The sequence below is a fragment of the Mycobacterium paraense genome, from assembly GCF_002101815.1.
GTDB lineage: Bacteria > Actinomycetota > Actinomycetes > Mycobacteriales > Mycobacteriaceae > Mycobacterium > Mycobacterium paraense.
The window spans coordinates 191,442-214,142 of sequence record NZ_LQPM01000008.1; the positions used below are offsets into that span (position 1 = coordinate 191,442).

The 22,701-nt window shown below is 72.5% G+C and carries 18 protein-coding genes and 2 pseudogenes; 11 read left to right on the plus strand and 9 right to left on the minus strand.

The features are described 5' to 3' along the window. Positions 1-22: 22 nt before the first annotated feature. Both AWB89_RS07635 and AWB89_RS07640 read left to right on the plus strand, forming a co-directional pair. Positions 23-1,201, plus strand: coding sequence for a CoA transferase (locus tag AWB89_RS07635; RefSeq protein WP_372515351.1), 1,179 nt, complete (start codon positions 23-25; stop codon positions 1,199-1,201). Beyond that, positions 1,195-2,499: an amidohydrolase family protein gene (locus tag AWB89_RS07640; RefSeq protein ID WP_085172634.1), complete on the plus strand. Its 1,305-nt coding sequence runs from the start codon at positions 1,195-1,197 to the stop codon at positions 2,497-2,499. Before AWB89_RS07635 ends, AWB89_RS07640 begins: the two co-directional genes overlap by 7 nt. 7 nt (positions 2,500-2,506) lie before the next feature. Here AWB89_RS07640 and AWB89_RS07645 read toward each other — a convergent pair whose 3' ends face one another. Next, complete coding sequence (locus AWB89_RS07645; protein ID WP_085172636.1) at positions 2,507-3,409, minus strand: alpha/beta hydrolase; 903 nt, start codon at positions 3,407-3,409, stop codon at positions 2,507-2,509. Between the two features lie 216 nt (positions 3,410-3,625). On the opposite strand from AWB89_RS07645, the gene AWB89_RS07650 reads away from it, so the two are divergent. The 8 genes from AWB89_RS07650 (at position 3,626) to AWB89_RS07685 (ending at position 11,697) form a co-directional block, all read left to right on the plus strand. After that, entirely contained in the window at positions 3,626-4,279 is a 654-nt protein-coding gene (locus AWB89_RS07650) for a class I SAM-dependent methyltransferase (RefSeq protein ID WP_085098681.1), read from the plus strand. Next, positions 4,276-5,568, plus strand: a complete 1,293-nt coding sequence (locus AWB89_RS07655; RefSeq protein WP_085172638.1) for a molybdopterin-dependent oxidoreductase — start codon at positions 4,276-4,278, stop codon at positions 5,566-5,568. Before AWB89_RS07650 ends, AWB89_RS07655 begins: the two co-directional genes overlap by 4 nt. 1 nt (position 5,569) lies before the next feature. Then, positions 5,570-6,094 (plus strand): hypothetical protein, encoded by a 525-nt coding sequence (locus AWB89_RS07660; protein WP_085098687.1) that lies wholly within the window; start codon positions 5,570-5,572, stop codon positions 6,092-6,094. Between the two features lie 112 nt (positions 6,095-6,206). Further along, a complete protein-coding gene (locus tag AWB89_RS07665; RefSeq protein ID WP_085172640.1) occupies positions 6,207-7,412 on the plus strand; it encodes an alpha/beta hydrolase in 1,206 nt (401 codons plus the stop codon). Positions 7,413-7,456: 44 nt separating this feature from the next. Next, positions 7,457-8,866, plus strand: a complete 1,410-nt coding sequence (locus AWB89_RS07670; RefSeq protein WP_085098693.1) for a WS/DGAT/MGAT family O-acyltransferase — start codon at positions 7,457-7,459, stop codon at positions 8,864-8,866. A gap of 109 nt (positions 8,867-8,975) precedes the next feature. Next, a complete protein-coding gene (locus AWB89_RS07675) occupies positions 8,976-9,767 on the plus strand; it encodes a crotonase/enoyl-CoA hydratase family protein (protein WP_085098696.1) in 792 nt (263 codons plus the stop codon). A gap of 67 nt (positions 9,768-9,834) precedes the next feature. Further along, complete coding sequence (locus AWB89_RS07680; protein ID WP_085172644.1) at positions 9,835-11,388, plus strand: class I adenylate-forming enzyme family protein; 1,554 nt, start codon at positions 9,835-9,837, stop codon at positions 11,386-11,388. A gap of 12 nt (positions 11,389-11,400) precedes the next feature. After that, positions 11,401-11,697: a hypothetical protein gene (locus AWB89_RS07685; protein ID WP_085098702.1), complete on the plus strand. Its 297-nt coding sequence runs from the start codon at positions 11,401-11,403 to the stop codon at positions 11,695-11,697. Between the two features lie 4 nt (positions 11,698-11,701). On the opposite strand, the gene AWB89_RS27895 is transcribed toward AWB89_RS07685, so the two are convergent. The 7 genes and pseudogenes from AWB89_RS27895 to AWB89_RS07710 form a co-directional block, all read right to left on the minus strand. Further along, complete coding sequence (locus tag AWB89_RS27895) at positions 11,702-13,126, minus strand: PE family protein (RefSeq protein WP_241520444.1); 1,425 nt, start codon at positions 13,124-13,126, stop codon at positions 11,702-11,704. Positions 13,127-13,702: 576 nt separating this feature from the next. Next, positions 13,703-13,900: pseudogene (locus tag AWB89_RS28430) on the minus strand (PE family protein); the annotation flags it as partial. Positions 13,901-13,981: 81 nt separating this feature from the next. Further along, a pseudogene (locus AWB89_RS28435) lies at positions 13,982-14,470 on the minus strand (PE family protein); the annotation flags it as partial. 141 nt (positions 14,471-14,611) lie between these two features. Next, on the minus strand, positions 14,612-16,075 hold the full coding sequence (locus tag AWB89_RS07695; RefSeq protein ID WP_085172646.1) for a PE family protein: 1,464 nt from the start codon (positions 16,073-16,075) through the stop codon (positions 14,612-14,614). A 179-nt stretch (positions 16,076-16,254) separates the two neighbouring features. Further along, positions 16,255-16,914 (minus strand): TetR/AcrR family transcriptional regulator, encoded by a 660-nt coding sequence (locus AWB89_RS07700; RefSeq protein ID WP_443677816.1) that lies wholly within the window; start codon positions 16,912-16,914, stop codon positions 16,255-16,257. Between the two features lie 456 nt (positions 16,915-17,370). After that, positions 17,371-18,840, minus strand: a complete 1,470-nt coding sequence (locus tag AWB89_RS07705) for an aldehyde dehydrogenase (protein ID WP_085172648.1) — start codon at positions 18,838-18,840, stop codon at positions 17,371-17,373. Positions 18,841-18,931: 91 nt separating this feature from the next. Further along, positions 18,932-19,702, minus strand: coding sequence for a class I SAM-dependent methyltransferase (locus AWB89_RS07710; RefSeq protein ID WP_085172650.1), 771 nt, complete (start codon positions 19,700-19,702; stop codon positions 18,932-18,934). 185 nt (positions 19,703-19,887) lie between these two features. On the opposite strand from AWB89_RS07710, the gene AWB89_RS07715 reads away from it, so the two are divergent. Continuing rightward, on the plus strand, positions 19,888-21,042 hold the full coding sequence (locus AWB89_RS07715; RefSeq protein ID WP_085102411.1) for a glycosyltransferase family 4 protein: 1,155 nt from the start codon (positions 19,888-19,890) through the stop codon (positions 21,040-21,042). Here AWB89_RS07715 and AWB89_RS07720 read toward each other — a convergent pair. Beyond that, positions 21,026-22,696 (minus strand): MmpA family trehalose lipid delivery protein, encoded by a 1,671-nt coding sequence (locus AWB89_RS07720; protein ID WP_085172652.1) that lies wholly within the window; start codon positions 22,694-22,696, stop codon positions 21,026-21,028. The genes AWB89_RS07715 and AWB89_RS07720 overlap by 17 nt on opposite strands. Positions 22,697-22,701 lie beyond the last annotated feature (5 nt).

The window sequence follows — 22,701 nt, forward strand, 5'->3', positions numbered from 1 at the left end:
GCCCCACGCGCACAATGGGGTGGTGACGACGGCATCCAGCTGGGGCAGCAGCGGGCTGGCCTACCTGACCGGCCTGCCCGACGGGCCGCCCGATTTTTCCCGCGCGCACGTGCTGGCCCGCGCCGAGGAGGTGGCCGGGGCCACCGCCCGGCGGCTTGGCATCGCTGTCGACGCGGCCGGCCTGCTGGCCGGGCGGGCCGGGCTGCTCGGGTTGACGCGCCGCGGCCGGGTGTCGGCGGGCGGCGCCACCCGGTTGCTGCCGACCGCCGATGGCTGGTGCGCCATCACGCTGTCGCGCCCCGACGACGTCGCGGCCGTTCCCGCGCTGCTGGAGGCCGACGAGGCGACCGCCGATCCGTGGCCGGCGTTGACGCGCTGGGCCGCAACGCGTCCGGCATCCGCGGTCACCGAACGGGCGGCCCTCCTCGACGTTCCCGCCGCCGCGCTGGGCGAGGTCGCCGCCGGGTCGCCGCGGGTGCGGCACCTGGGTTTCCGGGCGCACCCCCGCGGGTTGGCGGGCCTGCTGGTGGCCGATCTGTCCTCGATGTGGGCCGGCCCGCTGTGCGGGCAGCTGTTGGCGCGCGGCGGGGCGACGGTCGTCAAGGTGGAGAGCCCGCGCCGCCCGGATGGCACCCGGGCGGGCAACCGCGCCTTCTACGACTGGATGAACGGCGAAAAGCTGTCATACTGCGTGGATTTCGACGCCGGCATCGACGAGCTGCGCGACTTGCTGGCCGTCGCCGACGTCGTGATCGAGGGCTCGCGGCCCGCTGCGCTGGAGCGGCGAGGGCTCTCACCGGAGGCCATCGCGCCGCGAACGGGCCGAATCTGGTTGCGCATCAGCGGGTATGACGACCTGAGGCCGGCGTTCGGGGACGACGCCGCGGTGGCCGGCGGCCTGGTCGGCGCCGCCGCCGACGGCCCGGTGTTCTGCGGCGACGCCATCGCCGACCCGCTGACCGGGCTGGAGGCGGCCCTGGCGGTGCTCGAATCGCTGGGCCGGGGCGGGGGTGAGTTGATCGGAGTTTCCATGGCCGCGGTCGCCGCGACCTATGCGGCGTTGCCGACCGAAGCGTCGGTCGGACCGTACCCGGCCCCGCCGCCGCAGGCGCCACCGCCGTCGCCCCCGGCGGCCGGGCTCGGCGCCGACAACGACGCCGTGCGCAGGCTGGTCTCCGAAAGGCGTTGTCTGTCATGCTGATTCACGGGGCGACATTGTTGGACGGCAGAACGGTCGACATCCGGGTCGGCGCGCAGATCGACGAGGTGGGTGAGGGCCTGCAGGCGCGTCAAGGCGAGGGCGTGCTCTACGCCGGCGGCGGGACCGTCCTGCCGGGCTTGCACGACCATCACGTGCACGTGCGTTCGGCGGCGTCGGCGCTGGACTCCTTTTTTGTCGGGCCGCCCGGGGTCACCACCAAAGAGCAGCTGTCGCAATTGCTCTCGAACGCCACCCCCGGCCCCGACGGGTGGATCCGCGCCGTCGGCTATCACGAATCGGTCGCCGGCGAGCTGGACCGGGCGGCCCTCGATGCCCTCGTGCGCGACGCCCCGGTGCGCATCCAGCACCGCAGCGGCGCGCTGTGGATCCTCAACTCCGAGGCGCTGGGCCGCGTCGGCCTGCCCGACCACCCCGACGGGCGGCTGCGCAGCGCCGACCGCGGCTGGTCGGACGCGCTGCAGCAGCGCGAAACCGACCTCGCGGAACTCAGCCGCCGCATCACCGCGACCGGTGTCACCGGCGTCACCGACGCCACCCCGGACCTCGCCGCCGACGACATGGTCGCGCTGCTGGTTGCGCACCGGCGCGGCGAGTTCCGGCCGCGGCCGAGCTTCCTGTCGCCGGGCAAGAAGATCCTGCAGGACGACCGCCTCGACCTGGACTCCCTGACGGACTGGATCGCCGGGCAGCACGCCGACGGCCGGCCGGTCGCCGTGCACTGCGTGACCGCCGCCCAGCTGGTGGTCACCATCGCGGCCCTGCGCGCGGCCGGCGGCCATCCGCTGGATCGCATCGAGCACGCCGCCGTGGTGCCCGACGACAACCTGGCCGACCTGAGCGACCTCGGCGTGACGGTGGTGACGCAGCCCAACTTCATCGCCGAGCGCGGCGACCACTACCTGGCCGACGTGCCCGCCGACGACCACGGCCACCTCTGGCGCGTCGCCTCGCTGCTCGACGCGGCGGTGCCGGTGGCGCTGTCGACCGACATGCCGTTCGGCCACGGCGACCCGTGGACGGCGATTCGCGCCGCGGTGTACCGCACCACCCCCAGCGGGGCCATCCTCAACGCGGGCGAATGTGTCTCTGCGCTAACGGCTTTGACGATGTTTCTGGGCCGCCCGGATCAGCCGGGCCGGCCGCGGACCGTCGAGGCCGGGCAGCCGGGGGACCTTTGCGTGCTGACCGAGCCACCGGCGACGGCGCTGGCCGAGCTGGACGCCGGCATGGTGGCGGCCACCGTCATCGGCGGCGAGCTCGTCTACTTCGCCATGTGACCCGCGCTCAGGAGGCCGGCGCGAGCGCGACGCGCAGGCTTTCGCACTGGCTCTCGAAGAACCGCCGCGCCACCGGGGCTTTCCAGGCCACCGCGTCGAAGCCGTGGAAGGCGCCCGGCACCACCTCGACGTGGCACGGCACCCCCGCTTCGATCAGGCGCCTCGCGTAGGCCAGGTCCTCGTCGTGGAACAGGTCGTGCGTGCCCACCCCGATCCACGCGGGCGGCAGCCCGGCCAGGTCGTCGCGGCGCGCCGGCACCGCGACCCGCGGGTCGGCGTCGCCCAGGTAGGCCGCCCAGCCGAAGCGGTTGCTGCGCGTGCTCCACAGCCGGTGGTGCGGGCTGGCGGCGGTAGCCGAACTGCGGTCGTCGAGCATCGGATACACCAGCAGCTGGAAGGCGGGGTGCACCTCGTCGCGGTCGCGGGCCAGCAGCGCCAGCGCCGCCGCCAGTCCCCCGCCGGCGCTGGCGCCGGCGATCGCCACCCGGTTGCGGTCCACCGCCGGCAGGTCGGCCAGCCAGACCAGCGCCGAATAGCAGTCCTCAAGCGGCGCGGGATACGGGTGCTCGGGCGCCAGCCGGTAGTCCACCGACGCGACGGTCGCGCCCAGGCTCGAGCTGAGCCGGCGGCACTGCGCGTCGTCCTGTTGGGCGGTGCCGATCACGTAGCCGCCGCCGTGAATCCACAGCAGCGCCGGGCCCGGTGCGGTCGCGCCGGCGGGACGGAACAGCCGGACGCCGGCCCCGGAACCCAGGGTGATCACCTCGACCTCGGAGGGAGCGGGCTTGCGCCGGCGTCCCGTCACCGCGCTCAGGGACCGCATGATCGGCAGGCTGCGGGGACCGATGATGTGCCGCGGGGCGATGCGGGCGATTCTGCGCAGGTCGGGGTGAACGTCGTTGTTCGGCATCGGGTCAGTATCCATCCGGGCACGCCCCGGCACCGAATCACTGCCGTGAACCGCTGGGTTAGCCGATCGGAGATCGGGGTAAAAATCGGGTTGATCGAAACGCCGGCGCACCCCGTGTGTATCAGCGTGCCGGCGATGCGGGTTCGCATAACCACCCCCCACCGGGGCAGAGACGCGTCCGGGCGGCCCGGCCGTGCACGATGCGAGAGGCGTGACATGCTGGGGCATCTCTACGATCGGGCGCTCGGTGGCGAGAGGTGTTGGGTCCGGCACGACGACGGCGAGGTTCGTCCCCTGCCGGCGCACCGCTGGCTGGGCGAGCGATGTCCCGACGGCGCGCCGCGCGACGCCTCCGACGAGGTGTTCGACGAGGCCGTCACGCAGATGTGCATCGGCCCGACGATCGAGCTGGGCTGTGGCCCGGGACGATTGGTCGCCAAGCTGATCCGCCGCGGCGTGCCCGCGCTGGGCATCGATCGCTCGGCGGCGGCGATCCGCCTGGCCGGCCGCGGCGGCGCGCCGGCGATATTGGGTGACGTGTTCGAGCCGCTGCCCGGCATGGGTTGTTGGCAGACGGTCCTGCTGGTCGACGGCAACGTCGGCCTCGGCGGGGACCCGCCGCGGATCCTGGCCCGCGCCGCCGAGCTGCTCGGCCGCGGCGGGCGTTGTGTCGCCGAGTTCGAGACCGAGGCGATCGGCATCCGTCCGCGCTGGGTGCGCCTCGAGACGGCCTGCGACGTCGGGCCGTGGTTCCGTTGGGCATCGGTCGGCGTGGACAGCGCCGCGACCCTGGCCGCGCAGGTGGGTCTGACGCTGACCAGCGTGCGGCTGATCGGCGGCCGGGTCGTCGCGGGCCTGACCGCCCTGTGAGCGACTACGGGTTTCCCGCCCAGCTGTGGCGCGCGCTCGATCGGCACCCACCGCCGGGCGCGCGGCGGCTGAACCGCTTCCGCAGCCCGCTGCGCGGGCCCTGGCTGACGTCGGTGTTCGGGCTGGTGCTGCTGATCGCGCTGCCGATCGTCATCCTCACCGGGCTCTTGTCCTACGTCGCCTACGCGCCGCAGCTCGGTCAGGCCATCCCGGCCGACGTGGGTTGGCTGCGCCTGCCGGCCTTCGACTGGCCGACCCGCCCGTCCTGGCTGTACCGGCTGACCCAGGGCCTGCACGTCGGGCTGGGCCTGGTGATCATCCCGGTGGTGCTGGCCAAGCTGTGGTCGGTGATCCCGAAGCTGTTCGTGTGGCCGCCGGCCCGCTCCATCGCGCAGCTGCTGGAGCGATTGTCGTTGCTGATGCTGGTCGGCGGGGTGCTGTTCGAAATCGTCACCGGGGTGCTGAACATCCAGTACGACTACATCTTCGGGTTCAGCTTCTACGACGCGCACTACTTCGGCGCGTGGGTCATGATCACCGGTTTCCTCATGCACATCACGCTCAAGATCCCGCGGATGGTCACCGGGTTGCGATCGATGTCGCTGCGAGAAGTGTTGCGCACCGATCGAAGTGACACCCTCCCCGAACCGCCCGACCCCGACGGCCTGGTCGCGGCCGATCCGGCCGAACCGACGATGAGCCGGCGCGGCGCCCTCGCGCTGGTCGGCTCCGGCGCGCTGCTGATCGCCGTGCTGACCGCGGGGCAGACGCTCGGCGGCGCGTCCCGCGGCGCCGCCCTGCTGCTGCCGCGCGGACGGGGGCGCGGCGACTTCCCGGTCAACAAGACCGCCGCCGCCGCCGGGATCACGCCCGAAAGCGCCGGCGCGAGTTGGCGATTGGTGCTGCGCGGCGGCCCCACCGAGGTGGTGCTGGACCGCGCCGCGCTCGCCGGCATGCCGCAACACTCCGCGCGACTGCCGATCGCGTGCGTCGAGGGATGGTCGACCGTGCAGACCTGGAGCGGGGTCCGGCTGGCCGAGTTGGCCCGGCTGGCCGGGGTCCCGGCGCCCCGCGTCGCCCGCGTGAACTCGCTGCAGCGCGGCGGCGCGTTCGGCGCGGCGACGTTGCAGGCCAACCAAATTGGCGATCCGGATGCCCTGCTGGCGCTGCGGGTCAACGGCGCCGACCTGTCGCTGGATCACGGCTACCCGGCCCGGGTCATCGTTCCCGCGCTGCCCGGGGTGCACAACACCAAATGGGTGACCGCCATCGATTTCGAGCCGAGCTGACATGCCTCAAATCGCAACGCGTTTCGCGGCCGTCTACGGGTCCCGCCCGCTGCACCTGCTGACGATGCTGTCCGGCTTCGCGCTGTTGGGCTACGTGCTGGCCACCTTCAAACCGGCGACGCTGTGGAACCCCGGGGTCTGGTGGCAGTCCATCATCGTCTGGCTGGCCGCCGCGGTGATCGCCCACGACCTGGTGCTGTTTCCGCTCTACGCGCTGGCCGACCGGCTACTGCCGGCGCGCATCGACCGGCCGGGGCGGCCAAAAGTCAGCGCCCGCAACCACATTCGGGTGCCCGCCCTGGGCGCCGGGCTCACGCTGCTGATCTTTCTGCCCGGCATCATCGCGCAGGGCGCGCCCACCTACCAGGCGGCCACCGGGCAGACGCAGCAGCCGTTTCTGGGCCGGTGGCTGCTGCTCACGGCGGCGATGTTCGCGGTGAGCGCGCTGTGCTACGCCGCGCGACTCGCCGGGGCGCATTTTCGAGCCGGAAACCGCCCGCGGAGCGAATCGGTACAGCCCGACTGAGCGTTGCTTACGTCTTGCACAGCTAACTGCTCGGGGACGGGTCGCCAGATCCGCTGGACGACCTTTACGGAATGGTCAGTTTCGCCCATCCCCGCGGGGGTACAGTCCGTACATGACTGCGAGGGGACCCCGCATAACACCCTGCGTGAAGTGGTTGCTGCGGGCTGGTCCCGCCGACTACATGCTGGCCCTGAGCGTGGCCGGCGCTTCGCTGCCGGTCGTCGGCAAACGGCTGGAACCGCTGGGTGCGCTGACCGCCATGAGCGTGTGGGGCGCCCGGCACGCGCCGCAAGCCCTGTCCGCGATGACGAAAGACTTGTTGAAGCCCGCCACCAACGACGACCGGCGCCGGGACAGGGAGAGCACCCAGGAGGTGTCCCTCGCCGCGCTGCGGGGCGTGGTGTCGGCCGCGGACCTCGACGCCGAGTGGCCCGCCGCGGAGCGCACGCCCCCGATCTGGGACGCGATGCGCCAGCGCCGCTACCTGTACCGCCGGGCGGTCCACTACGGCAACAGCCCGGCGCAGGTGCTCGACGTCTGGCGGCGTAAGGACCTGCCCACCCAACCCGCGCCCGTGCTGATCTTCGTTCCCGGCGGTGCCTGGGTGCACGGCCGCTGCATGGGGCAGGGGTCGGCGCTGATGTCGCGGCTGGCCGAGCAGGGCTGGGTGTGCCTCGCGATCGACTACCGCGTCGCGCCGCACCACCGCTGGCCGCGTCACATCACCGACGTCAAGACCGCCATCGCCTGGGCGCGCGCCAACGTCGACAAGTTCGGCGGCGACCGCAATTTCGTTGCGGTGGCGGGCTGTTCGGCCGGCGGGCACCTGTCCGCGCTGGCCGGCCTGACCCCCGACGACCCCGCGTACCGGGACGAGCTGCCCGAGGGCGCCGACAGTTCGGTGGACGCGGTGGTCGGGATCTACGGCCGCTACGACTGGGAGGACCGCTCCACCCCCGAGCGGGACCGGTTCGTCGACTTTCTGGAGCGGGTGGTGGTCAGGAAGTCGATCGCCCGGCACCCCGAGCTGTTCCGCGACGCGTCCCCGATCGCGCGCGTGCACCGGAATGCGCCGCCGTTCTTGGTGATTCACGGCAGCAAGGACAGCGTGATCCCGGTCGAGCAGGCCCGCAGCTTCGTCGAGCGGCTGCGCGACGTCTCGCATTCGATGGTGGGCTACCTGGAGCTGCCCGGCGCGGGGCACGGCTACGACCTCATCGACGCGGAGCGCGCCGGCGCGGCGGCGCACGCCGCGTCGCTGTTCCTCAACCAGGTCTACCGCACCAAAGTGCAGATCGGCGCGAAAGAGGTTATCTGAGCTCCCGCCGCTGGGTAATGTCCCCCTATGGGTAAGGGGCAGCGGTGAAAAGGCTCAGCGGCTGGGACGCGGTACTGCTGTACAGCGAGACGCCGAACGTGCACATGCACACGATCAAAGCCGCGGTGATCGAGCTGGCGCCCGACCGGCGCGACTTCGACATCGACGCCTTCCGCCAGGTGATCGGGGGCCGGCTGAACAAGCTCGAGCCGTTCTGCTACCAGCTCGTCGAGATCCCCTACCAGCTGCACCATCCGATGTGGCGGGAGCACTGCGACGTGGACCTCGAGTACCACATCCGCCCGTGGCGGCTGCCCGCGCCCGGCGGCCGCCGGGAGTTGGACGAGGCGATCGGGCAGATCGCCAGCACCCCGCTGAAACGCGACCGCCCGCTGTGGGAGATGTACTTCATCGAGGGGCTGGCCAATCACCGCATCGCGGTGGTCGGCAAGATCCACCACGCGCTCGCGGACGGTGTGGCGTCGGCGAACCTGATGGCCCGGGGCATGGACCTGCAGCCCGGGCCCGCGGACGCTCCCTATCACTGCGACCCGGCACCCAGCACGCGGCAGCTGATGGCTTCGGCGTTCGCGGATCACCTGCGCCACGTCGGGCGGATTCCCGCGACGATCCGCTACACGGCGCAGGGGCTGGGCCGGGTCCGCCGCAGTTCGCGCAAGCTGTCGCCCGAATTGACCCGGCCGTTCGAGCCGCCGCCGACCTTCATCAACCACAAGATCACCGCGGAGCGCCGGTTCGCCACCGCCACCCTGGCGCTGGCCGACGTCAAGGAAACCGGCAAGCGGCTGGGCGCCACGATCAACGACATGGTGCTCGCCATGTCGACCGGCGCGCTGCGCACGCTGCAACTGCGCTACGACGGCAAGGCCGACCCGCTGCTGGCGTCGGTGCCGATGAGCTTCGACTTCTCGCCCGAGCGGATCTCCGGCAACCGTTTCACCGGCGTGCTGGTGGGCCTGCCGACCGATTCCGACGATCCGCTGGAGCGGGTGCAGTGCAGCCACGAGAACGCCATCGCCGCCAAGGAAAGCAACCAGCTGATGGGTCCGGAGCTGGTCAGCAGGTGGGCGGCCTACATGCCGCCCGCCCCCACCCAGGCCTTCTTCCGCTGGGCGTCCGGCCGCGACGGGCACAACAAGATCTTGAACCTGAACATCTCCAACGTTCCGGGCCCGCGCCAGCGCGGCCGGGTCGGCGGCGCGCTGGTCACCGAGATCTATTCGGTGGGCCCGCTGACGGCCGGCAGCGGCCTGAACATCACCGTGTGGAGCTACGTCGACCAGCTCAACATCTCGGTGCTGACCGACGGCGCCACGCTGAAGGACCCGCACGAGGTGACCGAGGCCATGGTCGCCGACTTCATCGAGATACGCAGGGCCGCCGGGCTTTCCGAAGAGCTGACGGTCGTCGAGGCGGCGATGGCGCCGGCCTGAGGGCCGCCGGTGGAAACGGGACTCTCGACTGGTGCCAATGCCATTTCCGTCGACCGATACCATCGGTCGGATAGGCAGCCACCCATACCCGAAGGAGCTGTGCGGCACCGTGAGCACTGGGAACGAAGAGGCCACCAACACCGAACCCGAAGTCCTGGTCGAACAGCGGGACCGGATCCTGATCGTCACCATCAACCGGCCGAAGGCCAAGAACGCGGTCAACGCCGCGGTCAGCAGGGCCCTGGCCGACGCCATGGATCGGCTCGACGGCGACACCGGCCTGTCCGTCGGCATCATCACCGGGGCCGGCGGCTCGTTCTGCGCGGGCATGGATCTCAAGGCGTTCGCCCGCGGCGAGGTGCCCATCGTCGAGGGCCGCGGCATGGGCTTCACCGAACGCCCGCCGGTCAAGCCGCTCATCGCGGCGGTGGAGGGATTCGCGTTGGCCGGCGGCACCGAGCTGGCCCTCGCCACCGACCTGATCGTGGCCTCCACGGACGCGGCCTTCGGAATCCCGGAGGTCAAGCGCGGCCTGGTGGCCGGCGGTGGCGGCTTGCTGCGGCTGCCCGAGCGCATCCCGTCGGCCATCGCGATGGAACTGGCGCTCACCGGTGAGAACCTCTCCGCCGAGCGCGCGCACGAGCTGGGGATGGTCAACGTGCTGGCCGAGCCGGGTCAGGCGCTCGAGGCCGCCATCGCGCTGGCCGAGAAGATCGCCGCGAACGGCCCGCTCGCGGTCGCCGCCACCAAGCGGATCATCGTCGAGTCCCGCGGCTGGACCCCGGAGACGATGTGGGCCGAGCAGAACAAAATCCTGGCCCCGGTGTTCGTGTCCAACGACGCCAAAGAAGGCGCGATCGCCTTCGCCGAAAAGCGCCCTGCGCGCTGGACGGGCACGTGACGGACGGCCCGACGGGTTACACTGTGACCAAGTTTTGTAAAGGCGTGGGGATCCGGAAAGACCGAGGATGAGCATTTCGCTGCTGCTGGAGATGGCCGCGTCGAGCAACCCCGAGCGCACGGCGCTCGTCGACGGGGACCTGCGGCTCACGACGCAGCAGCTCAGCGATCTCGCCGACGGCGGCGCCGGCGTCATCGCGGCGTCCGGGGCCAAGCACGTGGCCTACGTCGGCGTCGGCGGCGCCATGCTGCCGCTCCTGATTTTCGCGAGCGCGCGCGCCGGGCTGGCCTGCACCCCGCTCAACTACCGGCTCTCTGCCGACGGGATCCAGGCGCTGATAGAGCGGTTGCCCGAACCCCTCGTCGTCGTCGACGCCCGCTACCGCGACATGGTCGGGGACGCGTCCGGCCGGGTGATGTCGTCCGACGATTTCCTGGCGGCCGCGCGCGAGGCCGAGGCCGCCGCCGAATTCCCCGACCCGGAGTCGGTGGCGGTCGTGCTGTTCACGTCGGGGACCACGTCGCAGCCCAAGGCCGTCGAGCTGTCGCACAACAACCTGACCAGTTACGTCACCGGGACGGTCGAGTTCGAGTCGGCCGCGCCCACCGACGCGGCGCTGATCTGCGTGCCGCCCTATCACATCGCCGGGGTCGGCGCGGCGCTGTCGAACCTGTACGCCGGCCGAAAGATGGTCTACCTGACCAACTTTGACGCCGACGAATGGGTGCGGCTGATCAACGACGAGCGGGTGACCACGGCGACGGTGGTGCCGACCATGCTGGACCGCATCGTCACCGCGCTGGAGGCCGGCGGTCACGAGCTGCCGTCGCTGCGCAACCTGGCCTACGGCGGCTCGAAGGTGGGCCTGCCGTTGGTGCGCCGCGCGCTCGAGCTGCTGCCGCACGTCGGCTTCGTCAACGCCTACGGCCTGACCGAGACCAGCTCGACGATCGCGGTGCTCGGGCCGGACGACCATCGCGAGGCGCACGCCGCGACCGCCCCCGACGCGGCCAAGCGGTTGGGATCGGTCGGGCGGCCGGTGCCCGGCATCGAGGTGCAGATCCGCGACGAGGACGGCAAGGTGCTGGGGCCGGGCGAGACCGGGGAGCTGTTCGTGCGCGGCGAGCAGGTGTCCGGCCGTTACACCGGGATCGGCTCGGTGCTCGACGAGGACGGCTGGTTCCCGACCCGCGACATCGCGCTGCTCGACGAGGACGGCTACCTGTTCATCGGCGGCCGCAGCGACGACACGATCATCCGCGGCGGGGAGAACATCGCGCCCGCCGAACTCGAGGAGGTGCTCATCGAGCACTCCGGAGTCCGCGACGTCGCCGTCGTCGGCGTCGACGACCCGCAGTGGGGCCAGGCGATCGTCGCCGTGGTGGTGCCTGCCGCGGGCATCGACCCCGACCCGGAGGAACTCCGCGAGCACGTGCGCAAGAGCTTGCGCGGTTCGCGCACGCCGGACCGGGTGGTGTTCGCCGACGAACTGCCGACGACCCCGACGGGCAAGGTCCTGCGGCGCGAGATCGTCGAGAAACTTGGAGCGATCGCAAGCGCGGCGAAGCCGGGCGCAGCGGATCGCGACGTCAGCACAGCGACGACACCCGCCCAGCAGTAGAAGGATGAAGACATGGTCAAGAACGGAACCCGCCTCGCCAGCCAGGTGTGCGACACCCAGGTCATCGTGGTCCGCAGCGCCGACAGCCTCGACGACCTGCGCTGCGGCGGCGCGCCGATGGTGCCGATCGGGGGCGAACGGTCCGGCGAGCTCGACCCGGCATTCGCCGACGGCACCGTGATGGGCAAGCGCTACGTCGACGAGACCGGCGCCGAGGTGCTGGTGACCAAGCCGGGCGCCGGCAGCCTGAGCGTCGGCGCGACCGCCCTGCAGCTCAAAGAGGTCAAGCCGCTGCCCGCCAGCGACTAGCGGCCTACGGACCCGCGTGCCCGTTGGGCCCGGGGATTCCGAGCAGCAACCCGCCGCTGCCGCCCACCCCCGGTGTGGCGGCGACCCCGGTGCTGTTGCCGCCCGCGCCGCCATTGCCGACGAACTGGGCGTTGCCGCCGTCGCCGCCGTTGGCCTTGTTCGTGACCGAGCTGCCGGCGCCGGCGTTGCCGCCGTTGCCGCCGTTGCCGAAGATGCCGCCGTTGCCACCGTTGCCGCCGTGGCCGCCGTTGAATGCGGCGGCAGCGCTCTGGCCGCCGTTGCCGCCGTCACCGCCATGGCCGAACAACCCGATGGCGTTGCCGCCGGCGCCACCTGCGCCGCCGAACGCCAACAGGTTTTGCCCGCCGTTGCCGCCGCGGCCGCCGTTGCCCAACAGCGTGCCGCCGTTCCCGCCGATACCGCCGTTCCCGCCGGCGTCGTTGCCGCCGCCGGCGCCGCCGTTGCCGATCAGGCCGGCATTGCCGCCGTGTCCGGCTTTTCCGGCGTAGCCCGCGCCGCCGGCGCCGCCATCACCGCTGAGCATCCCGCCGGCTCCGCCGTCACCGCCGGTGCCGGGGAACGACCCCTGCGTGCCCGCGGCGCCGCCGGCGCCGCCGTTGCCGTTCAACAACCCGCCGTGACCGCCGTGACCGCCGGAACCGGCGCCGCCAACCAAGCCGCCCGGGGCCAGGCCGCCGGCGCCGCCGACGCCACCGTTGCCGAACAACCCGACGGCATCGCCGCCCGCACCCCCGGAACCTGCCCCACCGACGGTGGTGCCGTTGTAGGCGCCACCCGCACCGCCCGGGCCGCCGTTGCCCCATAACAGCCCGCCGGCACCGCCGGCGCCGCCTTTGCCGCCGTTGACCGAGTTGGTGACGCTCAGGCCGCCCGGCCCGCCGGCGCCCCCGTTGCCGAACAGCCCCGCCGGACCGCCGTTGCCGCCGGGTGAGTTCGCCGCGCCCGAACCGCCGTCGCCACCGTTGCCCCACAGCAGCCCGCCGGCCCCACCGTTCTGGCCGGTGCCCGGGAGCCCGTTGGTGCCGTTGCCGATCAGCGGGCGCTGCAACAACAGTTCGGTGGGGGTGTTGATGGCGTTGAGGATGTCCTGCTGCACGACCTGCCAGGGGTTGGCGGTCGCCGCGGCGTTGGCCGCCTCCGCCCCGGCGTAGGCGCCGGCGCCGGCGTTCAGCGCCTGGACGAATTGCTGATGAAACGCCGCCGCCTGGGCGCCCACGGCCTGATAGTCCTGCGCGTGTGCGGCGAAGAACGCGGCCACCGCGGCCGACACCTCGTCGGCGCCGGCCGCCACCAGTTGCGTGGTCTGGGCGGCCGCGGCCGAGTTGGCTTGGCTCAGTGTGGAACCGACACCCGCCAGATCCGTGGCGGCCACCGCCACCAGGTCGGGTTGTGCGATGACGAAAGACATTTCCGCTCCTCCGGCTCTGCCCCCCGCCGACTGGGCAAGATCGTAGCGCGGTCGCCGGAGGCGCAGGTGCGGTTTGCTGCGTTACGGCCCTTGCGGCCCGTCGGCCCCGGCCGCGCCCAGCACGAGCCCGCCGTTGCCGCCGGAGCCACCGGGACCGCCGGTGGCTCCGATTGCGGCGGCGCCGCCTTCGCCGCCGTCGCCGCCGTTGCCGAACAGGCCCACCGCGTTGCCGCCGGGTCCGCCCGCGCCCGCCAACGTGTTGACCGACTGCCCGCCGGTGCCGCCGTGGCCGCCGCTGCCGAGCAGCGCGCCTCCGTTGCCGCCCGCGCCGCCGTTACCGGCCTGCGCGGCGATGAACCCGCCGCCGCCGGTTCCGCCGGCACCGCCGTTTCCGATGAGGTGGGCGCTACCGCCGGCGCCGCCGTCCGCGGCCTGGGTCCCATCGCCGCCGTCGCCGCCGTCGCCGAACACCAGACCGCCCGCGCCGCCGGAACCGCCCACGCCGCCCGTATGGCCGTCCCCGGCGTTGCCGCCGTCGCCCCCAAGGCCCCACAGCAGGCCGCCGCTGCCGCCGGCGCCGCCCGCCCCGCCGGCGCCGGTGGTGGCCTGGTTGCTGAAGCCGCCGTTACCGCCGGCGCCGCCGCTGCCGAACAGCCCTATCGCGTTGCCGCCTGCGCCGCCGGTGCCCCCATTGCTGGCACCGACGAAGTCGTTGACCCCTCCCGCGCCGCCGGCGCCACCGTTGCCGAAGATCAGCCCACCGGCGCCGCCCGCGCCGCCGCTGGGCGCGGTGCCGCCACCGGCGTTGGCCCTGCCGCCGGTGCCGCCGGCCCCGCCGTTGCCCAACAGCCCGGCGGGTCCGCCGTTGCCGCCGTTTTGGCCCGGCCCACCGGACCCGCCGTTGCCGCCGTTGCCCCACAGGATCCCGCCGCCCCCGCCGTTTGCCCCGGTCCCGGCCGCACCGTCGGTGCCGTTGCCGATCAGGGGCCGCTGCAACAGGATCTCGGTGGGTGTGTTGATCACGTTGAGCGCATCCTGGACGGCGGTCTGCAATGGCGACACGCTGGCCGCCTCCGTGCCGGCGTAGGCGGCCGCACCCGCGCCCAGGGCCTGAACGAATTGCTGATGGAACGTCGCCGCGCGGGCGCTCAGGGCCTGGTACTGCTGGGCGTTCGCGCTGAAGAACGCGGCCACCGCCGCCGACACTTCGTCGGCGCCGGCAACCAGCAGGTCCGTGGTTCCGGCGGCAGCGGCCGAGTTGGCCTCGCTCACCGCCGAACCGATCCCGGCCAAATCCGTGGCGGCCGTGGAAATTTCGTCTGGAATCGCGATCAAAAATGACATTTCTTACCTCCCGCCAACACCACGGCGGGCGGTCGTCCGGGTTTAGGCGATCGCCCCGGTCCGCAAGCTAGACGTCAGATGATAGGCGCGTGCACCCGCGCCCGTACGGTTATCGACAACGTCTTCGCTGCGGTTATGCAATCACCCGTCGGTCCCGGGCACGCCCAGCAGCAGGCCCCCCGCGCCGCCGATTCCGCCGTTGACGGCAAGCTGCCCGCCGCCGCCGTCGCCACCATTGCCGATCAACTGGGCGTTGCCGCCGTTGCCCCCGACCGCCCCGGTCAAGGTGGTGCCGAACCCGGCGTCGCCACCCCGACCGCCGCCCCCGGTGAGGCCCGCGTTGCCGCCGCGGCCGCCGTCGCCGCCCTTGCCCAGGCCCTGGCCGCCGTCCCCGCCTTGCCCGCCGTTGCCGTACAGCCCGAGGGCATTGCCGCCGGCGCCGCCTTCGCCGCCATTGCCGTAGGCGGACTGGCCGCCCGCGCCGCCGTGGCCGCCATGGCCGAACAGGCTGCCGCCGGCGCCGCCGTTGCCGCCGTTCCCGCCGTTCGCGAACAGGCTCGTCAGGGTGGCGGAACCGCCGGTGCCCCCGGCGCCGCCGTTGCCGATCAGGCCCGCCGAGCCGCCGTTGCCGCCGGCGTAGGAAGCCCCGCCCAACGACGGATTGCCTTCCGTCCCGTTCCCGCCGGCGCCCCCGTTGCCGCTGAACATCCCGCCCGCCCCGCCGTTGCCACCGCTGTTGCCGCGGGTGGCCACTCCAGCGTCGCCGCCGTGGCCGCCGTTACCGTTCAGCAGCCCCCCGTGGCCGCCCTGGCCGCCCGCACCGGCAATGCAGTTCGCCGCATCGTTGACCTGACCGGAACCGCCGTCGCCGCCGGCGCCTCCGCTGCCGAACAATCCGACGGCGTCGCCGCCGCGGCCGCCGGCGCCGCCCGTGGTCGAGGCGAGGGCGAACCCGCCGGTGCCGCCGGGTCCGCCGTTGCCCACCAGCAGGCCCCCGGTGCCGCCGGCGCCGCCGGGGCCGGCGGACTGGAAGCCGACGGCGGGCCCGCCGGCGCCGCCTGCGCCGCCGTTGCCCCACAGCCCGGCGGGTCCGCCGTTGCCGCCCGGGCCGCCGGGGCCGGAATTCGTTGCGGGCTTGCCCGATCCGCCGTTGCCGCCGTTGCCCCACAACAACCCGCCGGCCCCGCCGCTCTGCCCGGTACCCGGTGCTCCGTTGGCGCCGTTGCCGATCAGCGGGCGGCCCAGCAGCGCTTGGGTGGGCGCATTGACCGCGTTGAGCACGTCCTGCTGCAGCGCCTGCCACGGGTTCGCCGCCGCCGCGGCGTTGGCCGCCTCGGTGCCGGCGTAGGCGCTCGCGCCGGCGTCGAGGGCGCGGACGAATTGGTCGTGGAACGCCGCCACCTGCGCGCTGACCGCCTGATAGGCCCGACCGTGGTCGGCAAAGAGCGCGGCGATCGCCGCCGACACCTCGTCCTGGGCCGCCGCGACGACCTCGGTGGTCTGGGCCGCCGCAACCGAGTTGGCCTGGCCGAGCGTGGCACCCATGCCCGCCAAATCCGTGGCGGCCGACGCCACCAGCTCGGGCTGCGCCATCACGAAAGACATCCCGCACCTCCGACACAATGCGGCTCGGCGTCGCCGGATCGGGGCGTCGTCGAGCCTGGGTTGAGGAGCAAATCGTAACGTGGCCTCACCGAGCGGAGGCCGGAATTCTCAGCAAATGTCCGCGGGTTGGCCTGGCGCCCACTGGCACCGGCCCGGGCGCCCGGCGGATGGCGGCCGTGCTAGCCGGGGAGCCCGTTGCGGATGACGAATTCCCTTGCTTTGATCAGGAATTCGAGTTGCTCGCCGACCTGGCGCAGCGGGTCGGTGCAGCGCTTGGAGCGCGACAGCACGACGGCGCCTTCCAGGGCGGCGATCGACATCACCGCCAGCGACTCCGCGTCGGCGTCGTCGAAGCCGTCGTTGGCAAACGCCCGTGTCAACGCGTGACACCACCGGCCCAGGATGGCGCCGGCCTCGGCGGACAGCTTGGGCTCGGCGTCGTCGGAGCCGATCGCCGCGGCGACCACGGCGCAGCCGGCGGCGAAATCGCTCTCGGCCAGGAGGCGCTCCCAAAATTCGACGAACTCGCGCAGCAGGGCTCGGGCGCCCCAGCCGGCGGCGTCGTCGATCATGGCGGTGATGGAGTCGCCGGAATAGCGCAGCGCCTCGGCGAGGATCTGATTGCGGCCCTCGGGGAAGTGGTAGTACACCGAGCCGCGCGGCGCGCCGCTGCGGGCGAGCACCTCGTCGATGGTGACCCCGGCGGCCCCGCGCTCGCGCATCACTTCGGCGGCGCTCAGCAGCATTTTCTTGCGCGTGTCGCAGCGCTTGGTCGGCGTGGATTCCGCCTTGGCGTCGGTGCTAGTCGGCACTGTCGTACCTCCCGGAGCGAGCGTCATGCAGCGTGTGAATGCCGTGGTACCGGCCAGTGCATGTTACGCGGGCTGAATCGGAAGGGGCGGCGCTTCAGGTCGGGCATCTCGCGCGTGAACTGGTAGCCGGCGATGTTGAGTTCGATGATCCACATTGTTTTCTCCCGGCCTGAGTGCGGCCCATGATTATGCTGAGAAGCATATAAGACATCGGTCGAGTAAGCAAGTTTTATTCCCTAACTAACTCTGACAGCTCGGTAAACGCGGAGTGGGCCCCGTCACACCGCCCTTACGACATGCGGTACATGGGCCCGGTTTTATGCTCTATTACATAATCCCTACGCCCGCGGTTGACGGCGCCGACGGCTGCTTGCGCACGCAAAAGCGCAGCTGGCCCGCACTCAGTGGGAGGCGGCCGCCATCGAGCGGTGGGAGGGCGTGCCGTCGTTCATCGCGCGCCGCCAGGCGCGCTTTTGCTGAGGATCAGCTGTCCAGGGTGTAGCCCATCGGCATCAGCAAGCTCTTCTGCTGCGTGAAGTGCTCGACGCCCTCGGGGCCGTTCTCCCGGCCGATGCCCGAGTTCTTGTAACCGCCGAACGGACAGCAGGGATCGAACGCGTACCAGTTGATCGCATACGTCCCGGTGCGGATCTTCTCCGCGATCTCGATGCCGCGCGGCACATTGGCCGTCCACACGCTGCCGGCCAGCCCGTACGCCGAGTCGTTGGCGATCTTGATCGCGTCCTCCTCGCTGTCGTAGGGGATGATGCTCAGCACGGGCCCGAAGATCTCCTCCTGGGCGATCGTCATCTTGTTGTCGACGTCGGCGAAAACGGTTGGCTGCACGAAGAACCCGTTGTCCAGGCCCTCGGGACGGCCGCCGCCGCACACCAGCCGAGCGCCCTCCTCGACGCCCTTGGCGATGTAGCCCTCGACGCGGGCGCGCTGCTTCTCCGAGATCAGCGACCCGATCTGGGCCGCCGCGTCCGACGGCGGGCCGACAGGCAGCGCCTGCATGAAACCGCTGACGGCCTCGACGATTTCGTCGTAGCGCGAGCGTGGCGCCAGGATGCGCGTCTGGGCCACGCAAGCCTGACCGGTGTTCATGATCCCGGAGAACACCAACATCGGGATGGACGCGGCCAGGTCGACGTCGTCGAGGACGATGGCCGCCGACTTCCCGCCGAGCTCCAGCGTGCACGGCTTGAGCATCTCCGCGGCGCGGCGGCCGATCTCCTTGCCGACGGCCGAGCTGCCGGTGAAGGAGAACAGGTCGACGTCGGGATTGGACGTCAGCGCCTGGCCGGTCTCGATCCCGCCGGGCACCACCGACAGCACGCCCCCGGGCAGGCCCGCCTCGGCGAATGCCTCCGCCAAAAGGTTTGCGCTCAAAGGCGTTTCGGCGGCGGGCTTGAGTACCACGGTGCACCCGGCCAGCAGCGCCGGCCCCAGCTTGTTGACCGCCAAAAACAGGGGCACGTTCCACGCCACGATCGCGCCCACCACGCCGACCGGCTCGCGATACACGACGCTCTGGCCGTAGCCGCCGTTGCGGATCTCTTTCCACTTGACCTGGTCGACGGCCGGGCCGGCGAAGAAGTTCAGCGCACCGATCGAGCTCATCCAGTGCATCGTTTCGATGCCGGTCGGCGGCTGACCCGTTTCGCCGGCGAGGACCGCAGTGAACTGGTCCTTGCGCTCCTCCATCAACTTGAGCGCGTTGGCGATCACGGCCGCGCGCTCCTTGGGCGGCGTTGTGGGCCAGGGGCCGTTGTCGAAGGCGGCACGCGCGGCGGCGACGGCGGCGTCGACGTCGGCCGCCGCGGCCAGCGGCGTCTTGCCGACGTACTCGCCGGTCGCCGGGCAGTGCACTTCGATGACTTCCGAGGTCGACGGCTCCGCCCACTTGCCGCCGATGAAAAGTTTGTCGTATTCGGTCTTAGCGCTCGTCATATGCGCCGCTCCTCCTCATTGCTCCGCGCTGCATCGTCGCCGGCGCGCATGGCGCCACCCTACCCAAGCGGACGCAAAACGAGAACATGTTTCATTCTCGGGGTGCGAGCACCAGCACGAGATTGCTGACCAGCAACTCGCGCAGCGCCGGCACCGACGTCAGCCACCACGCCCATCGGGGGTGGTAGCGGGGAAATGCGGCCACCGCGGCGCCGGTGTTCGCGGCCCAGCTCAGGCCGTCGGCGGCCGACACCGCAAACAACGACGACCCGTAGTTGTTTTTGGCCGGATGGCCGTGCTTGCGGGCGTACCGCGCCGCGGCGCGGGCACCGCCGAGGTAGTGCGTCAGGCCCATCTCGTGGCCGCCGAACGGGCCGAGCCAGACGGTGTAGGACAGCACGGCCAGCCCACCCGGCCTGGTCACCCGCAGCATCTCGGCGCCGAGCTGCCACGGCCGCGGCACGTGTTCCGCCACGTTGGAGGACAGGCAGATGTCGACGGAGTCGTCGGCGAACGGGAGCGCCAGGCCCGAGGCCCGGACGAAGCGGCCCGGCTCGCGCGCCAAAACCGGTCCGGCGGCGTGCATCTCGCTCGGGTCGGGCTCCACACCGATGTAGCGGACGCCGGCCTCGGCGAAGGCGGCCGCGAAATACCCCGGGCCGCCGCCGACGTCGAGCAGCGTGCGGCCGGCCGGATCTTCGCCGTGGGTCCCGCGCCACAGGTCGGCGACCATCGCCGCGGTATCGGCCGCCAGCGCGCCGTAGAAGCGGCCCGGGTCGGACCGTTCGTGGCGGAATTCCGCCAGCAGCCGCACCGACCGGCGCAGCGTCGCCCGTCGTGCGAATACGTCGGTCACGCCCACGTGCCGCTCCCCGCAAGCCCGTCGACCCGGTCAGACCGTATGCCCGGCTCCCGGCGACAACGGGCCCCAGCCGTCAGTTGTCGCTGTGAGGTGGGCACGAGGAACATCCTTCCAGCCAGGGGCGGGTGTGACGGATGGGGCAAGGTAGGACGGGCCGCGTCGCCACCCGGCTACGCTGGCCAGTAATGTCTGCTCTCCGCTCCGTCCTGCTGCTGTGCTGGCGCGACACCGGGCACCCACAGGGCGGCGGCAGCGAGGCCTACTTGCAGCGCGTCGGCGCGCAGCTGGCCGCCTCCGGAATCACCGTCACGCTGCGCACCGCCCGCTATCCGGGCGCGCCGCGGCGCGAAGTGGTCGACGGGGTGCGCATCGACCGCGCCGGTGGCCGGTACTCGGTCTACGTCTGGGCGCTGCTGGCGATGGCCGCCGCGCGCATCGGGCTGGGACCGCTGCGGCGGGCGCGGCCCGACGTGGTCGTCGACACCCAGAACGGCCTGCCGTTTTTGGCCCGGCTGGTGTACGGCCGCCGGGTGCTGGTGCTGGTGCACCACTGCCACCGCGAGCAGTGGCCGGTGGCCGGGCCGGTGCTCGGCCGGATCGGCTGGTTCGTCGAGTCCCGGTTGTCGCCGCGGCTGAACCGCCGCAACCAGTACGTGACGGTGTCGCTCCCGTCGGCCCGCGACCTGGTCGCGCTCGGCGTCGCCAACCGGCAGATCGCGGTGGTGCGCAACGGCCTCGACGAGGCGCCGGCGCAGACGTTGACCGGCCCGCGCTCGGCGGCGCCCAGGGTGGTGGTGCTGTCGCGGCTGGTGCCGCACAAGCAGATCGAAGACGCGCTGGAAGCCGTTGCGGCGCTGCGGCCGCGGCTGCCGAATCTGCACCTCGACATCGTCGGCGGCGGCTGGTGGCGGCAGCGGCTCGTCGACCACGCGCAGCGGCTCGGCCTGTCCGGCGCGGTGACCTTCCACGGCCACGTCGACGACCTCACCAAACACCATGTGCTGCAAAGCTCGTGGGTGCACGTGCTGCCGTCGCGCAAGGAGGGCTGGGGTCTGGCGGTGGTGGAGGCGGCCCAGCACGCAGTGCCCACCATCGGCTACCGCTCCTCGGGCGGCCTGTCCGACTCGATCGTCGACGGGGTGACCGGGATGCTGGTGGACAGCCAGGCCGAGCTGGTGGATCGACTCGAGCGGCTGCTGTTCGACCCGGTGCTGCGCGACCAACTCGGCGCCAAGGCCCAGGCGCGCAGCGGCGAGTTCTCCTGGACGCAAAGCGCCGACGCGATGCGCGACGTACTCGAGGCCGTCCGGGCCGGCGAGTTCGTCAGCGGCGTCGTCTGACCCAACCCAGCACCGACCCGGCGGCGGCCCCGAGCAGCGTCGCCAACCACGCCACGTGCGCGATCAGCGTCGCGGTGCGCCGGGCCGGCGGGACACCGGCGGTGTCGCCGCCGATCCGGTAGAGGGCCAACTCGTTGTCGCGGTAGGCCGGCGTCAGCGCGGCGAGGGTGCGCGCGGCGGCGCCCATGTCGCCGGCGCTGTCCGATTCGACGACCAGCCACCCGACGCCGGCCCGGGCCAGCGCGGCCGGATCGGGACCGCTCAGCAGCAGGTCCTGCACGGCGCGGGCGCGATCGCCCTCCCCGGCCACGACGACCCCCGAGATGGCCAGGTCGCCGGTGCTCAGCACGTCGGCGCGCAGCCAGCGGGGCAGCGGGTCCAGCACTGGCGCCGGGCCCGACCAGGAGAACCGCCGCATGGTGCCGGCAGGCAGCACCGCGACCGTGCGCGGATCGGAGTTGATCGCGCCCGCCACCGCGGCCCATCCGCGCGGGTAGCGCACCGGGGACACGTTGCCCCATGCGCCCCACGCCAGGTCCGGCAGCGCCAGGATCAGCGCCAGGCAGCAGACCAGCGCGGCCACCGGCGGCCGCAACCACCGCCGCAACGTCACCACGGCGCCGGCGCCGGCCAGCGCGTACCCCGGCAGCGCCAGCGCCACCCACTTCTGCCCGTCGCGCAGCACGCCGACGCCCGGCGCGGCGTCGACCAGCGCCCGCAGTGCGTGCAGGCCCGGGCCCGTCGCCAAAGCGGCCGGCACCAACACGGCCACCGCCGCCAACGCCAACAGCGGCACCGCCGCGCGACGGCGCGCCACCACCGGCACCCCGGCCGCCATCACGGCCAGCAGCACCACGGCCGAGGACACCGCGAAAAGCGTTGTCCGCGAAGCCGGTACGGCCTCGCCGTTCCAGATGCCGCCGAGGCCGGCGAGGCTGCCCAGCGTGCCCAGGCCGGGCTCGGCACGCGGGGCGAACGCGTCCACACCCAGCGCGGCTTGTGACCTCATCGAGGAGCCCAACGCCGCGGCGGTCAGCCAGGGCGCCGCAGCCACCGCCGCGGCTCCCGAGGCCACGGCGGCGCAGAGCCAGCGCGGCCGCCTCGCACCCGGAACGGCGACGCAGACCAGCGCCATCGTCGCCGCCAGCAACAGGCCGGTCGGGGTGAGCCCGGCCAGCGCGATCCAGAACGCCAACCCCGGCCAGCCCGACCCGGTAGACCGCAGCCGGAGCATCGCCGCCGCGACCCAGGGCAGGCAGCCGTAGCCGACCAGCAGGCTCCAGTGGCCCTGCAGCAGCCGTTCGGCGACATAGGGATTCCAGATCGCCAGCGTGGTGGCGACGAATTCGCCGGGCATGCCCGCGTCGGGCACCGCCGCGGCGACCAGCCGGGCCGCCCCCCATCCGGCCAGCCACAACCCCGCCACCAGCAGCGCCTTGACCACGACGCCGCCGTCGACGACCTGCGAGGCCAGCGCCACCGCGAAATCTTGGGGCGTCGCGCGCGGCGCCGCCGTCAGCCCCAGGGCCGTGTCGGACAGGTACGACCGCGGCGTCGACACCGCGTCGCGTAGGAGCAGGTAACCGGGCGCCAGGAGCGGCCCGAGCACCAGGAGCGCCAGCAGCAGCGCGTACCCCGGCCGGGCCCAGCGCATCCGCG

What these genes read in the sequence shown, in the direction of transcription:
- AWB89_RS07640 (WP_085172634.1), top strand. Translation starts at nt 1,195, where the DNA reads ATGCTGATTCACGGGGCGACATTGTTGGACGGCAGAACGGTCGACATC.
- AWB89_RS07645 (WP_085172636.1), bottom strand. Translation starts at nt 3,409, where the DNA reads ATGCCGAACAACGACGTTCACCCCGACCTGCGCAGAATCGCCCGCATC.
- AWB89_RS07650 (WP_085098681.1), top strand. Translation starts at nt 3,626, where the DNA reads ATGCTGGGGCATCTCTACGATCGGGCGCTCGGTGGCGAGAGGTGTTGG.
- AWB89_RS07660 (WP_085098687.1), top strand. Translation starts at nt 5,570, where the DNA reads ATGCCTCAAATCGCAACGCGTTTCGCGGCCGTCTACGGGTCCCGCCCG.
- AWB89_RS07665 (WP_085172640.1), top strand. Translation starts at nt 6,207, where the DNA reads ATGACTGCGAGGGGACCCCGCATAACACCCTGCGTGAAGTGGTTGCTG.
- AWB89_RS07680 (WP_085172644.1), top strand. Translation starts at nt 9,835, where the DNA reads ATGAGCATTTCGCTGCTGCTGGAGATGGCCGCGTCGAGCAACCCCGAG.
- AWB89_RS07685 (WP_085098702.1), top strand. Translation starts at nt 11,401, where the DNA reads ATGGTCAAGAACGGAACCCGCCTCGCCAGCCAGGTGTGCGACACCCAG.
- AWB89_RS27895 (WP_241520444.1), bottom strand. Translation starts at nt 13,126, where the DNA reads ATGTCTTTCGTCATCGCACAACCCGACCTGGTGGCGGTGGCCGCCACG.
- AWB89_RS07695 (WP_085172646.1), bottom strand. Translation starts at nt 16,075, where the DNA reads ATGTCTTTCGTGATGGCGCAGCCCGAGCTGGTGGCGTCGGCCGCCACG.
- AWB89_RS07700 (WP_443677816.1), bottom strand. Translation starts at nt 16,914, where the DNA reads ATGACGCTCGCTCCGGGAGGTACGACAGTGCCGACTAGCACCGACGCC.
- AWB89_RS07705 (WP_085172648.1), bottom strand. Translation starts at nt 18,840, where the DNA reads ATGACGAGCGCTAAGACCGAATACGACAAACTTTTCATCGGCGGCAAG.
- AWB89_RS07715 (WP_085102411.1), top strand. Translation starts at nt 19,888, where the DNA reads ATGTCTGCTCTCCGCTCCGTCCTGCTGCTGTGCTGGCGCGACACCGGG.
- AWB89_RS07720 (WP_085172652.1), bottom strand. Translation starts at nt 22,696, where the DNA reads ATGCGCTGGGCCCGGCCGGGGTACGCGCTGCTGCTGGCGCTCCTGGTG.